The sequence below is a fragment of the Methylorubrum suomiense genome (assembly GCF_022179765.1).
GTDB classification, from domain to species: Bacteria; Pseudomonadota; Alphaproteobacteria; order Rhizobiales; family Beijerinckiaceae; genus Methylobacterium; species Methylobacterium suomiense.
The window spans coordinates 56,195-68,647 of record NZ_BPRE01000017.1 but is presented as its reverse complement, the minus strand read 5'-3'; the positions used below and the strand labels follow the sequence as shown (position 1 = coordinate 68,647).

Annotated in this window: 13 protein-coding genes; 4 read left to right on the top strand and 9 right to left on the bottom strand. The window is 70.0% G+C overall.

Annotation, left to right across the window (positions count from 1 at the left end; translation table 11 throughout):
* Positions 1–20: 20 nt before the first annotated feature.
* Positions 21–692: an HTH-type transcriptional regulator RutR gene (gene rutR / locus MFF26_RS22045; RefSeq protein ID WP_137828041.1), complete on the bottom strand. Its 672-nt coding sequence runs from the start codon at positions 690–692 to the stop codon at positions 21–23.
* Positions 693–822: 130 nt separating this feature from the next.
* Between rutR and MFF26_RS22040 the strand changes: the two genes are divergently transcribed.
* Both MFF26_RS22040 and MFF26_RS22035 read left to right on the top strand, forming a co-directional pair.
* A complete protein-coding gene (locus MFF26_RS22040; protein WP_137828042.1) occupies positions 823–1,788 on the top strand; it encodes an acetamidase/formamidase family protein in 966 nt (321 codons plus the stop codon).
* Positions 1,785–2,441: a phosphoribosyltransferase family protein gene (locus MFF26_RS22035; RefSeq protein WP_137828043.1), complete on the top strand. Its 657-nt coding sequence runs from the start codon at positions 1,785–1,787 to the stop codon at positions 2,439–2,441. The genes MFF26_RS22040 and MFF26_RS22035 overlap by 4 nt, the downstream gene beginning before the upstream one ends.
* Before the next feature lie 9 nt (positions 2,442–2,450).
* On the opposite strand, the gene MFF26_RS22030 is transcribed toward MFF26_RS22035, so the two are convergent.
* From MFF26_RS22030 to MFF26_RS21995, 8 genes are read right to left on the bottom strand one after another with little or no spacing between them, the layout of a single operon-like run.
* Complete coding sequence (locus MFF26_RS22030) at positions 2,451–3,365, bottom strand: aromatic ring-hydroxylating oxygenase subunit alpha (RefSeq protein WP_238308566.1); 915 nt, start codon at positions 3,363–3,365, stop codon at positions 2,451–2,453.
* 2 nt (positions 3,366–3,367) lie between these two features.
* Positions 3,368–4,750, bottom strand: a complete 1,383-nt coding sequence (locus MFF26_RS22025; protein WP_137828045.1) for an amidohydrolase family protein — start codon at positions 4,748–4,750, stop codon at positions 3,368–3,370.
* Positions 4,747–6,333 carry a GMC family oxidoreductase gene (locus MFF26_RS22020; RefSeq protein WP_137828046.1) on the bottom strand — a complete coding sequence of 529 codons (1,587 nt, stop codon included), beginning with the start codon at positions 6,331–6,333 and terminating at the stop codon, positions 4,747–4,749. Before MFF26_RS22020 ends, MFF26_RS22025 begins: the two co-directional genes overlap by 4 nt.
* Complete coding sequence (locus MFF26_RS22015) at positions 6,333–6,941, bottom strand: thiamine pyrophosphate-dependent enzyme (protein ID WP_137828047.1); 609 nt, start codon at positions 6,939–6,941, stop codon at positions 6,333–6,335. The genes MFF26_RS22020 and MFF26_RS22015 overlap by 1 nt, the downstream gene beginning before the upstream one ends.
* Entirely contained in the window at positions 6,941–7,441 is a 501-nt protein-coding gene (locus tag MFF26_RS22010) for a thiamine pyrophosphate-binding protein (RefSeq protein WP_137828048.1), read from the bottom strand. Before MFF26_RS22010 ends, MFF26_RS22015 begins: the two co-directional genes overlap by 1 nt.
* A gap of 43 nt (positions 7,442–7,484) precedes the next feature.
* Entirely contained in the window at positions 7,485–8,114 is a 630-nt protein-coding gene (locus MFF26_RS22005; RefSeq protein WP_137828049.1) for a glutathione S-transferase family protein, read from the bottom strand.
* On the bottom strand, positions 8,111–8,791 hold the full coding sequence (locus MFF26_RS22000; protein WP_137828050.1) for a Rieske 2Fe-2S domain-containing protein: 681 nt from the start codon (positions 8,789–8,791) through the stop codon (positions 8,111–8,113). Before MFF26_RS22000 ends, MFF26_RS22005 begins: the two co-directional genes overlap by 4 nt.
* Positions 8,788–9,003, bottom strand: a complete 216-nt coding sequence (locus MFF26_RS21995; protein WP_238308565.1) for a hypothetical protein — start codon at positions 9,001–9,003, stop codon at positions 8,788–8,790. Before MFF26_RS21995 ends, MFF26_RS22000 begins: the two co-directional genes overlap by 4 nt.
* A gap of 675 nt (positions 9,004–9,678) precedes the next feature.
* Between MFF26_RS21995 and MFF26_RS21990 the strand changes: the two genes are divergently transcribed.
* The gene (locus tag MFF26_RS21990; RefSeq protein ID WP_238308564.1) at positions 9,679–10,794 is read left to right on the top strand and encodes a BMP family ABC transporter substrate-binding protein; all 1,116 of its coding nucleotides are present in this window, start codon (positions 9,679–9,681) and stop codon (positions 10,792–10,794) included.
* Between the two features lie 22 nt (positions 10,795–10,816).
* Entirely contained in the window at positions 10,817–12,448 is a 1,632-nt protein-coding gene (locus MFF26_RS21985; RefSeq protein WP_137828053.1) for an ABC transporter ATP-binding protein, read from the top strand.
* Positions 12,449–12,453: the final 5 nt, after the last annotated feature.

Here is a 12,453-nt window from a genome sequence, read left to right as displayed (position 1 = left end):
CGGGGGCGGATGACGGCGAATCACGACAGCCCGAGACTGCCCAGGATCAGTTTCTGGGTGCTCGCCACCGTTTCCTCGAAGAACGCCTCGTCGGTCAGGTCGCGACCGGTGACGGCCGATACCTGCACGGCGAAGTCGGCGTAGTGCTGGGTGATCGCCCAGATCGCGAAGACGAGATGGTGGGGGTCGTGTGACCCGATCCGGCCCTCGGCGATCCAGCCGCGCAGCACGGCGGCCTTGGCCTCGACCAGAGCCCGCAACGGGCCTTCGAGTTCGGGGCGCAGAAGGTGGGCGCCCTGGACGATCTCCAGGCAGAACAGCCGCGACGCCTGCGGTGCGTCGCGCGACAGGGTCACCTTGGTCCGGATGTAGCGTTTCAGCGCCTCGGCCGGCTCGCTCCCCGCGTCGAGCGCCTGAAGCGGATCGAGCCAGACGTCGAGCACGCGCCGGAGCACCGCAACGTAGAGATCCTCCTTCGACGGGAAGTAATAGAGCAGATTGGTCTTCGAGAGTCCGGCGCGCTCGGCGATCTGATCGAGGCTCGCGCCGTGCAGACCGACCGTCGAGAACACCGCCAAGCCGGCATCGAGCACCGCCGCGCGCCGCAACGCGCCGTCCCGCCGCTGCCGCCGCGCCGGTGCCGTACTCCCGCTCTCGGTCACGCCGTCCCCTCTCTTCGCGTCGTCATCCATGGATCTGCCACGGCTCCGCCATCCTCCGCGGCATGGGCGGCCGATCTGGTGCGATTATAGCAAAGGAGCGGGTTCGTATGCCGCCAAGCGCCCCGTCGGCACGCCATCCGGGGCCGCTGAGGAGAGAGCCGTGTCCCGTCATCACGAGATTCCCGCCGTGCCCGAGACGATGGTGCTCGGCTACTTCGACGCCGCCCTCCCCCCGGTGCTTACGGTGGAGTCCGGCGATACCGTGACCCTGCACTCGCACCCGGCGGGCGGGCGTGAGGCGCTGCATCCCGATCCCGCCCGCATTCCCGCCGATCTCACCGCCGCCCTCGACGCGCTGCCGCCCGGCCCCGGCCCGCATTTCGTGACCGGGCCGGTCCATGTGCGCGGCGCGGAGCCCGGCGACATGCTGCAGGTCGACATCCTCGACCTGAAGTTCCGTCTCGACTGGGGCTTCGTCGCGATCCTGCCGCTGCTCGGCACCCTGCCGGACGAATTTACCGACTACGAGACGATCCATGCCGATATCGACGCGGCGCGCGGCATCTGCCGGCTGCCCTGGGGGCTGGAACTGCCGCTCGCCCCCTTCTTCGGCATCCTCGGAACCGCCCCGCCCGCCGCCTGGGGCCGCGTCGGCACGCCCGTGCCTCGCGCCTTCGGCGGCAATATGGACAACAAGGAGATGCGGGTCGGTACCACGCTGTATCTGCCGGTCTTCAATGCGGGCGCCGGTTTCTATGCCGGCGATGGCCACGGCCTGCAGGGCGACGGCGAGGTCTGCATCACCGCCCTGGAGACGGGGCTGACCGGCACATTCCGGCTGACTTTGCGCAAGGATCTCGGCGGCCGGTGGCCGTTCGCGGAGACGCCGACCGATCTGATGTCGATCGGCCTGCATGAGAGCCTGGACGAAGCGATGCGTCAGGCGGTGCGCGAGATGGTGCGCCTCGTCTGTGCCCGCACGCGCCTCACCCGCAACCAAGCCTACATGCTCTGCTCCCTCGCGGGGAACCTGCGCATCACGCAGACGGTCGACGGCAACAAGGGGGTGCATATGCTCATGCCCAAAACCGCGCTCGTCTCCGAAGCCCCGGCGCAGGCCCGATGAGCGCGACGTCTCACTCCGGTCCGCCCCCGGCCGAACCGCCCTTCACCGGACATTCCTGGCCCGTCGACGTCGCGGGGCTGACCGTCGATCTGCCGATCGTGGCGATCAAACCCGATTTCGCGATCTCGCTGATGATGGTGATCGATCTCGGCGTGCGCTTCGGGACGCATATCGGGCAAAAGCTCGCGGAACGGCTCGCGCCGCTCGAACCGGAGGTCGTCGTCGGGGCGGCGACGCTCGGTATCCCGGTGGCCATCGAGACCAGCCGGGCGCTCGGCCTCGACGACTACGTCATCCTGCAGAAATCGCCCAAACTCCACCTCGCGAACGCCCTGACCCGTCCGATCCGCTCGATCACCTCTCAGGGCGAACAGCGTCTCCTGCTGGACCGCCGCGCCTTGCCTCTGCTGAAGGGCCGGCGCACGGTTCTGGTCGACGACGTCGTGGCGAGCGGGGGCTCGCTGGTCGGCGCGCTGGCACTGGCACGGGCGGCCGGCGCCGACGTCGTCGGCATCGGGATGATCCTCACCGAGGCGCATGACTGGCGGGCCGCGCTCGGAGCCGATGCCGGGCTCGTGCACGGCCTCGCGCATATCCCGCAATTCGAGCCGGACGGCGCGGGCTGGCGGCCGATCCCGGCGAGCTTGGGGTGAAACCGCGCGTCAGGACAATCCCAGCGTTCCGAAGCGCAGTCCCTTCTCCTTGAGCCACCGCCGGTAGACCACCGACGATTTGTCGGCCCGTGTCGGGATCTCGCCGCGCGGTTCCAGCGGCAGGCGCAAGGGCCGCTGATTCTCAACGATGATGCGGTCCTGCAGGAAGATCGTCTGCTCGAAGGCGAGCAGAGCGGTATGGGTCGAGACAGTGTCGACGAGGTACATCACGGCCTGCGCCCGGCAGAGTTCCTCCTCCATCGGTTGAATGAACAGCGCGATGGCATCGAGCCGGGACGGCGCGCTCGGGCAGACGCGGTACAGCATCACCGTGAAGGGCGAGGGCACGCGGTAGGTCAGCCGCACGAAATCCCCCGCGCTCTCGGTCGCGGCGATGCGCGGCTGGAAGAAGGTGCAGTTCGTCGCCCAGACCTCGTCGACGTCGCGCCGGATCTCGGAGGCGTAGGCCGGCACTTCGGTATGCGGCTCGGCGCCGAGGATGTCCGTATGGACGAAGGGGAAATGGGCCATGTCGAGGAAGTTCTCGACGACGCGGGGCCCGGAGGTGCGCAGCGTGACCCAGCCGCAGGGCACGAAGCGGCGATCGGTTTCCTCCGCCTCCTCGATCGTCGGAACGTCTCGATTCGGGTGCCCGAGGGTGGTCCACAGGCAGCCGTAGCGCTCGCGCACCGGCAGCGGCGGGCCGAGTTCGCCGTCGCGGGACCGCTCCCGTGCGAGCGGCGTGCCGTCGCCCGAGCGCGTCACCTCGATCTCCTGCCCGAGCAGGCGCGTGGTGCGGGCCTGCCGCGTCACCTCGGAGGCGGTCGCGACCGCGTACCAATCGTCGAGCGCGACCCGATCGTCGGTTTTGCCGGTCCCGTTTCCCGTCCCGTTTCCCGTCCCGTTTCCCGTCCCCTGGCCCATCCTCAGGCGCCCGGTCCGGTCCACTGCACGCTGCCGGTCTCGTGCTCGGCGAGCCACGCGGCGCGACGCGCGAACAGGCCGGGCGCGAGCCCGCGCACGTGGTCGATCAGCGCGCGCAGATCCGCGGAGAGCAGGCGGCCCTCCTCCACGACCACGCGGCCGGCGACCATGGTGAGGTCGACATCCGAGCCGCGCACGGCGTGGACGAGGTTGTGCTGGAGATTGAAATAGGGGCCATCGCCGAACAAAGGTGTCATCCGTGGCGTGTCGGTGCGGACCGCGATGAGATCGGCCTGCTTGCCGGGCTCGAGCGAGCCGGTCTCGGCCTCAAGCCCGAGCGCCCGGGCGCCGAGGATCGTCCCCATGCGAAGCGCCTCCCAGGAATCGAGCGCCGCCGCGTCGAGGCCTTTCAGCTTGCCGAGCAGCGAGGCCGTCTTCATCTCCTCGAAGACGTCCAGATTGTTGTTCTCCTTCTCGCCGTCGGTGCCGAGCCCCACGGCGACGCCCGCCCGCAGCATCGCTTCCACGGGGGCGATGCCGCTGGCGAGCTTCATGTTGCTGACGGGATTGTGGGCGACCGCCACACCCCTGCGCGCCAAGAGCGCGATCTCCTCCCCGTCGAGCCAGACCGCGTGGGCGATGAGGGCGTGCGGCGCCTCGAAGAAGCCGAGCCGATCCAGCGCCAGCATCGCGCGGCAGCCGTAGCGGCGCTCGAACTCGGCGACCTCGACCTCGGCCTCGCTGCAATGGGTATGGAAGCCGGTGCGGTGCCGCTTGGCCATTTCGATCGCACGCTGCTGGCCGGCCTCGTCGGCGTAGAACAGGTGCTCCAGTCCCACCCAGACCGAGATGCGCCCATCCGCGCTGCCGTGGCGGGCCTCGATCAGCCGCTCGTTGTCGTCGAGACGGTCGAAATAATCGTAATCGGGATGCTCGCCGACATAGGGCACGCAGATGAGGCGGTTGCCGAGCGTCTCGGCCGCCCGCGCGCTGCCCTCCATGAAGCGCCACATGTCGAGCATCGTCGTCGTGCCCGACAGGAGCCCTTCGGCGTAGCAGAGCCAGGAGGCGGCCTCGGCCTCCTGCGCGTTCAGCATCCGGTGCATCGGATTGATGTGGAGCCGCAACCAGTCCCAGACCGGCAGATGCTCGGCGGTGCCGCGCAGGAAGCCCGAATGCATATGCGCGTTGACGAGGCCCGGCATCAGGAGCCGGTCGGGCAAGTGCACCAGCGTCGCGTGCGGGTGCGCGGCGGCGAGCGCCTCGCGCCGACCCACGGCGCCGATGCGGCTCCCTTGGACCAAGACCGCCCCGTCGGTGACGACGCGGTTCTCCGGGTCCATCGTGACCACGAGGTCGGCGGCGAGGATGCGGTCGGTGCTCATGCGCGTTCCATCCTCGTGTCACGCGGCTTGCCCGGTCCGCCCTGTGCGATCCACTCGGCGGCCCGCTCGGCGATCATCACGACGGGGGCCTGCGTGTTGCCCGTCGGAATGATGGGCATCACCGAGGCGTCGGCGATGCGAAGGCCCGGGACGCCATGCAGGTTCAGGGCCGGATCGACCACCGCCTCCGAACCGACGCCCATCGCGCAGGTGCCGCTCGTGTGGAAGAAGGTCGAGCAAGCCGCCCGGACGAAGCGCTCGCTCTCCGCCTGCCCGAGGCGGCCGTGCGGGATCAGCGGTGCGGCGCCGAGGGCCCGGAAGGCGGCGGTCTCGGCCAGATCGAGGATGGTGTCGACCGAGCTGGACAGAGCGGCGCGGTCGGAGGCTTCCGCGAGGTAATGGGGCTGGAGCGTCACCGGATCTCCGGGCTCGGGGCCCTCCATCCGAAGGTATCCGACGCTCTTCGAGCCCATCAGACCCGGCGAGACGGCGAAGACCGGCCCCGTGAGATCGGCCGTCGCCGCGAGGTCCGGCCCGGCATGGGGGCCCTGCACCACGAAGGCGTGGAGGTCCGGCGCGGCAAGGCCGTCGCGGCTGCGCCAGTTCAGGAGCGCGCCGCCACCGTTGTCGCGAACGGGCCCGAGCGGCGCGCGCGCGGAAAAGTTGATGCCCATCAGGAGCGGATGGTCCTGGAGGTTGCGCCCGACGCCCGGCAGGCCGAGACGCGTCGGAATCCCGAGCCGTGCAAGTTCGGCCGGATCGCCGATGCCCGAACGCATCAGCAGGCACGGCGTCTCGACCGCGCCCAACGCCAGTACGGTCTCGTGCCCGGCCCGTGTCTCGACGACGCGCCCGTCGAGCGCGTGGCGCAGCCCGACGCAGCGCCCCGCCTCGAACAGCAGGGACAAGACGGTCGAGCCGGTCAGCACGGTCAGGCGCGGGTTCCCGGCATGGGGCCGGATATAGCCATCGACCACGCTCCAGCGCCGCCCGTCCCGCATGTTGAGATTGGCGAGCGCCGCGCCCTCGTTGTCCGGCCCGTTGGCGTCCGCCAGCACCGGCCACCCCTTCTCGGCGGCGGCGGCGATCAGGGCGCGGGCGACCGGGTGCGGATCGGGCGGGGTCTCGATCCGCAGCGGCCCGCCCGCGCCGCGAAGCGGGGTCTCGCCGCCCTCCCAATCCTCGGCGCGCCGGAAATAGGGAAGGACCGAGGCGAAGTCCCAACCCACCGCGCCGCTCTCGGCCCAGCCGTCGTAGTCGGACGGGTGGCCGCGGTTCCACAGCATCGCGTTGATGCTGCTCGAGCCGCCGAGCACCTTGCCCCGCGGGATGGCGATGATCCGGCCATCCACGTATGGGCCCGGCGCGTAGGAGAGACCCCAATCGCAGGGCCCGCCGAGCAGGCTCGCCCAGGCGCCCGCATCGGCGATCGCAGGATGCCCGTCGCTCGGCGGGCCGGCTTCGATGAGCAGCACCGATAGTCCGGCTTCGGTAAGGCGCCCGGCCACGACGCAGCCCCCGGTGCCGGCGCCGGCGACGAGCACGTCGTAGGCGGGTTTTAGGGCATCGGCGTCGGCCAGCATCAATTGTGCTCGCTCGGGCCCATGATGGTGATGCCTTCGGTGGCCTCGACATGGCGCACGAAGATGTACTTGTCCTCGCGCCCGTCGCTGTGCTTGCGCCGGATGCCGGCCCGCACGCTCCCGTCGACCTTGGCGACGACGAGGTAGGGTTCCTGCGCCGCGAGCCCCTCGACACAGTGCCGGTCGAATGCGTCGAGATCGCGCGCCGTATGAGCCTGCTCGATCCCCGCGCCGCGGGCCATCGCCGCGAGGTCGACGAGGCCTTTCGCGGTGTGTGTCGGCGGACCGCCGATCGACTGGTAGCGCTCGTTGTCCCAGACGACGACGAACAGGTTCCTAGGCCGCTCGTTGGCGAGCGTGGCCAGAATGCCGAGGTTGAACAGCAGCCCGCCATCGGTGTCGAGCGAGACGATCCGTCGGTGCGGCAACCCGGCCGCAAGCCCGAAGGCCTGCGGCGTCACGCAGCCCAGCTGTTGCTGAAACAGGCTCGCCGCTCGCATGTGCGGGGCCGCGTCGTACCACTCGTCGACGCTGCCCCCGAGGGAGAGGATGATGAGTTCGTCGCTGAGCCGCGCGGCCAACGCCCGCATGCAGTCGTAGCGCGTCATCATCGCACGAGCCTCCCGCCGAGGACGATGGCCGTGTGGTAGTAGGAGGCGTAGGCGGAGGCGTAGGCCGCCTCGATCGTCCGCTCGATCTCCTCCTCCTCGCGCACGACCGCGTAGGGCACGCGCAGCGCCTGGAGCACCGGCTCCATGGTGATGCCGTGCGGGATCGCCCACCAATTGTTCTCGCCGAGCTCGCCCCGGTAGCTCATCAGCATGACGACGGGGATGCCGGCGCCGAGCCCCATCCGCGCCAGCGGCTCGACGGAGGCGCGGAGCCCCGAATTCTCCATGACGAGCACCGCGCGCTTGCCCGAGAGGAACACGCCGCCGCAGATCGCGGCGCCCTCCCCCTCGTTCGTCACCGGGATGGTGCGGATATCGGGATCGGCGTCGAGCGCCGGGTAGAGCGGGCGGAACAACGAGTCCGGAAGGTAGCAGGCGATCGACACGCCCGCCTTCTTCAGACCTCGGATCACCGCGTCGACGGTCGCAGGCGTCATGCGAAAGAGCCCTTCTTCACGGCAAACCCTCGATACGGTCCGATCAGTGGTAGTCCGGAATGCCGGGCATCGTCCGAAAGCCCGGGAGGGCCCGCACCCGGCGCGCCCAGCGGCGCAGGGCCGGGTAGGCCTCGTGGTCGATGCCGTGGTCGCGCGAGAGGGCGAAGGCGGGAAACAAGGCCAGATCGGCCAGCGTCGCGGTCGCACCCACGAAGAAGCCCGCATCCGCGATGGCCTGGAGCACCATGTGATCCTCCATGGCGCGGAAGGCGTCGCGCGATGCGCGCTCAAGGGCGATGGCATCGCCCGGGACGTCGAACATCGCCGTGCGTCGCGCGAGCGTCGCGGCATGGAGATCGCGCGCGGCGAAGACGAGCCATGCCATCGTCCGCCCGAACGCGTCCGGCTCCCGCGGCAGCCATGGTCCGCCCGGGTCGAACCTCTGTGCGAGGTAGAGGAGGATCGCTTCCGCCTCGCGCAGGACCGTCTCCCCGTCGACGAGAATGGGCAGCGTGCCGAGGGGATTGAGGTCGATCAGCGGCGCCCGCGTCTGCTCGGCCCCGGGGATCATGTCGACGGCGACCGTCGCGTGCGGCAACCCGAGGGCGCCGAGCAGCAGCCGGACCTTGTATCCGTTCTCGTCGAGTTCGTAGTCGTAGAGGGTCAGGCTCACGAGGCGGCCCTCTCCCCGCTTCGTGCCTCGACCGACCGGCGCCAAGCCATGCAAGCGCTCGCGACACGCGCTCGGTCCGAGCGCGTCAGGGCATCGCTTGGCCGATCGATGAGAAAGTGGGCGGCGCAGCGATCATCGGCGAGCGGCTGGACGGCCACCAAGACCGGTATCTCGGCGAGCGTGGTGCGCAGGAGGCCGGAAGCGAGACCGCCTTTAGATGCGTCCGCGAATGCCGTCCGGACCCTGGCGGCGGGCCGATCGAGATAGAGACTGCGCAGCGGCGTCAGGCTGTCCGCACCGGCATCCGGCGGTGGTCCCGGCTCCTCGCCCCAGGCGGCCCAGACGAGACCCAGGCGCTCCAGAGACGCGTAGGTCCGAGCCCGGATCATCGGGCTGACCGCGAGGTCGGGATGGGCCGGAATGTAGCGGCATTGCCCGGCCGCGTCGTACTGCCAGCCGTGATAGAGGCAGGCGATGTGATCGCCGCGCACGAAGCCGAAGCTGAGGCGCATGCCGCGATGGGGGCAGCGGTCCTCCCACACATGGGCGGACCCGGCCGCGTCGCGCCAGACGACGAGTTCGGCACCGAACAGGCGCGTGCCCGCGGAGGTGCCGGGATCGAGGTCGGCAGCGAGCGCCACCGCGTACCATCCCTGCGGCTGGCCCGGATCGCTCATGCGCCCTCCTCTTCCCGTGTCGCGGGCGGTGGAACGCTCGCCTCGGCGAGTTCCGCGACGTCGAGGACGAGGCAGTCGATCGGCCCGAGGCTGCAGGCCATCTCGAACATGCCGATCAGGGCGTCCTCGCCGTCGACGATCACCTCCACGCGGTCCGGGCCGCTCCGGCGCGGGCGCAGCACCAGATCGAGCAGCCGCGCCCGTGCATCCATGAAGGCCAGGAAACTCTCCGGCCGGAATCTGCCGCTGAAGGCGAGCAAAGCCTGCCGCCGCATTAGCACGCCGCTCTGGCGGCGGGCCGACCGGATGCGGACCCGGCCGCGCCCTCGTTCCGGCGGGCGAAATCGGCCCCCTGGACCAGGGCGATCCGGCCCGAAGCCGGTGACGTCTCGCCTGCGGAGAGATCGCGGGCCGGTTCGGGGCCCCGTCCGCGAATCCGGCTCACGAGTGACGTCGCGCGCATATCCAAAACTTGAGCAGACCCCATTCCGTGCAGCCGGTGGAATCCGGCACGCTGCGAACCGCATCGGGACCGATACGCCCCGCGCAGGCTTCGGCTCACGATCGTGGCGGCTTGCATCATTCGCGCCACCCCCGTCGGCTTCCGCGCCGATGGCGTGGCAGCGGGTAAAAGGCGCTGTGGCCGCCGAGGGAGACGCGTGCCTACCAACCTCCTGCTTGCCGCATTCGACGAAGCCCGGGCGCCGGGCCGGGTCTCCAGATGCGCACGCACCGGTCCAGCGAGATCGGCCGAGCCGCCAGGATGGGACGGTTCACGGGCCCCCTGCCGTGCTTGGGCACGGAACTTGCGGAAATTCGCGGGGGCAGAGCCGCATGCCCGGATGCAGAGGGCGCATCGCCGCGTGCGGGACCGAAGGAGAACAGTGGTGAAGAGTGCACTGTCGATCGATCGCCGACGCCTCCTCGGCCTCGGGACCGCCGCTGGTGCGGGGCTCCTCCTCCCGCCAAGTCTCCGTGGGGCGCAGGCCGCCAGCTTTCCGGCCGTCGCCGAGAAGGATGCGGTCATCGCCTTCGGCCATGTCGGACCGGTGAATGACGAGGGTTGGACCTGGAGCCACGACCAGGGAATGAAGGCCGTCCAGGCCGCGTTTCCGAAGGCCAAGACGCTGTTCGTCGAGTCGATCCCCTACTCGGCGGATGCCACCCGCACCTTCCGCCAATTCGCGACGCAGAAGGCGAACCTGATCTTCGCCACGTCGCAATACGGCGACTTCTACAAGGACGTGACCAAGCGCAACCGCGGCATCGCCTTCATGGAATGCAACGGCAGTAGCCTAGAGGAAAACCTCGGCTGGTATTACTTCGCCCACTGGTACCCGACCTACGTGATCGGCGTCGCGGCGGGCCTGATGAGCAAGACCGGAAAGCTCGGTTACGTCGCGTCCTTCCCGGTGACCTCGTGCTACGCTTCGACCAACGCGTTTCTCATGGGCGCGCGCTCGGTGAAGCCCGAGGCGACGCTTCAGGTCGTGACGATCAATTCGTGGTTCGATCCGCAGGCGGCCACCCAGGCGGGCGTGGCGCTCGCCAATAACGGCTGCGACTTCCTGTTCGGGATCATGGACGAAGCCGGCTACCTCCAGATCGCCGAGCAGCGCGGCATCAAGGCGGCGATGTGGAACACCGACATGCGCCGGTTCGGCCCGAAGGCCTATGTCTCTTCGGTCGTCATCGATCTGAAGGCGTACTACGTCGATCAGGTGGCCAAGCGGCTCGCCGGGACCTGGGAGCCCAAGGCCACCATCCTGCCGCTCGGCAAGGGCGTCGATCGCGACGTCTGGGGCGAGACCGTGCCGGAGGCGGTGGCCAAGCAAGCCGATGCCGTGCGCGAGAAGATGTTGAGCGGCGGCTTCAATCCCTTCGCCGGTGAGATTCGCGACAACAAGGGCAAGGTGCGCGTCCCGGCGGGCCAGACGATGAGCGAGATGGACCTCTACAAATGGGATTGGTCGATCGAGGGCGTGGCCGGGCTCGGCGCGTGACCGGATCGCCGGGTTCAAGCCCGTGAGCGCGCCCGCTCTCGCCCGCACCGAACGCGTCGAGACGGGCGCGGAGGTCGTTCCCGAGACCGGCGGTCGGTCGGACCTCCCGCCCGGCACGCCGCCGCTCGTCGCGCTTCAGGGCATCACCAAGACGTTTCCCGGGATCGTCGCCAATGACGGCGTCGATCTCGATGTGATGCCCGGCGAGATCCACGCCCTGCTCGGCGAGAACGGCGCGGGCAAATCGACCCTGATGAACGTGCTCACGGGCATCTACCGGCAGGATGCGGGCCGTATCATCCTCGACGGTTACGCGCGCGATCTCTCGAGCCCGCAGGCGGCGATCGCCGCCGGGATCGGCATGGTCCACCAGCATTTCAAGCTGGTCCCGGCCTTCACCGTCGCCGAGAACGTCCATCTCGGCTGGGAGGAGACGCCGTGGCGCGCCTCCGCCTCCGTCCTCGAAGCGCGCACCCGCGCGCTCGCCGAGCGCTTCAGCCTCAAGGTGCGCCCGGACGCCCGCGTCGGCGATCTCTCGGCGGGCGAGCAGCAACGCGTCGAGATCCTGCGCGTACTCGCCCGCGCCGCGCGCATCCTGATCCTCGACGAGCCGACCGCGGTTCTGACGCCGCAGGAAGCGCAGGATCTGTTCCGCGCGCTCCGGGCCTTCCGCGCCAACGGCAATGCCGTGATCTTCATCAGCCACAAGCTCGACGAGGTCATCGCCATCGCCGACCGGATCAGCGTCCTGCGCGGCGGCCGCAAGATCGCGACCCGCGAGGCGGCGGGCGCGACCGAGCGGGGCCTCGCCGCCCTGATGGTCGGTCACGAGATCACCCTGCGGAAGGTGCGCCCGCGGCGACCGGGCCTGCCCGTCTCGCCCGAGCCCGTCGTCGCGATGGAGGGCATCTCGGCGCTCGATGATCGCGGTCTGCCTGCGCTCCACGACATCTCGCTGCGGCTGCACGGCGGCGAGATCCTCGGCATCGCGGGCGTCGCCGGCAACGGTCAGCGCGAGCTGAGCCAGGTCGTCACCGGCATGCGCCCGATCACGGCCGGCGTGATCCGCATCGATGGAAGGCTGGCGAAGCCCGGCGACGCGGCGGGCTTCGCCGGACGCGGCATCGGCCATATCCCCGAGGACCGGCTGCGGGCGGGCCTCGCGCCGTCCCTGAGCATCACCGACAACGCGGTTCTGCGCGAGTATGGCGGTCCGCCGGTCGGCGGCTTCGGACTGTTCCGGCCCTGGGCCGCGGGCCGGCTCGCCCGCGCGATCGCGGCGGCGGCGGAGGTCGCGGTCCCGAGCTTCGAGATGCCCGCCCGCAACCTCTCGGGCGGCAATCAGCAGCGGCTCGTGGCGCGGCGCGAGACGCGCATCGCCGAGCGGGTGCTCGTCGCCGCCTATCCGAGCCGTGGCCTCGACGTCGGCGCGATCGAGACGCTTCTCGCGCTGATCGCGCGGCTCCGCGACGAGGGCAAGGCGGTGCTGCTGTTCTCGGAGGAGCTGTCGGAGCTCATCGAACTCTCCGATCGGATCGCCGTGCTCTTCAACGGGCGGATCATGGGAACGCTGCCGACGGCGGAGGCCGACGTCGAGACGCTCGGCTTGATGATGGGCGGTCAGCGGCAGGACCGGTCGGGACGGGCGCCATGACGGGA

Excerpts from the sequence above, each read along its gene's own strand:
- rutR (WP_137828041.1), bottom strand. The coding sequence starts at position 692 with ATGGATGACGACGCGAAGAGAGGGGACGGCGTGACCGAGAGCGGGAGT.
- MFF26_RS22000 (WP_137828050.1), bottom strand. The coding sequence starts at position 8,791 with ATGAGCGATCCGGGCCAGCCGCAGGGATGGTACGCGGTGGCGCTCGCT.
- MFF26_RS22020 (WP_137828046.1), bottom strand. The coding sequence starts at position 6,333 with ATGCTGGCCGACGCCGATGCCCTAAAACCCGCCTACGACGTGCTCGTC.
- MFF26_RS22025 (WP_137828045.1), bottom strand. The coding sequence starts at position 4,750 with ATGAGCACCGACCGCATCCTCGCCGCCGACCTCGTGGTCACGATGGAC.
- MFF26_RS22010 (WP_137828048.1), bottom strand. The coding sequence starts at position 7,441 with ATGACGCCTGCGACCGTCGACGCGGTGATCCGAGGTCTGAAGAAGGCG.
- MFF26_RS22030 (WP_238308566.1), bottom strand. The coding sequence starts at position 3,365 with ATGGGCCAGGGGACGGGAAACGGGACGGGAAACGGGACGGGAAACGGG.
- MFF26_RS22035 (WP_137828043.1), top strand. The coding sequence starts at position 1,785 with ATGAGCGCGACGTCTCACTCCGGTCCGCCCCCGGCCGAACCGCCCTTC.
- MFF26_RS22015 (WP_137828047.1), bottom strand. The coding sequence starts at position 6,941 with ATGACGCGCTACGACTGCATGCGGGCGTTGGCCGCGCGGCTCAGCGAC.
- MFF26_RS21995 (WP_238308565.1), bottom strand. The coding sequence starts at position 9,003 with ATGGATGCACGGGCGCGGCTGCTCGATCTGGTGCTGCGCCCGCGCCGG.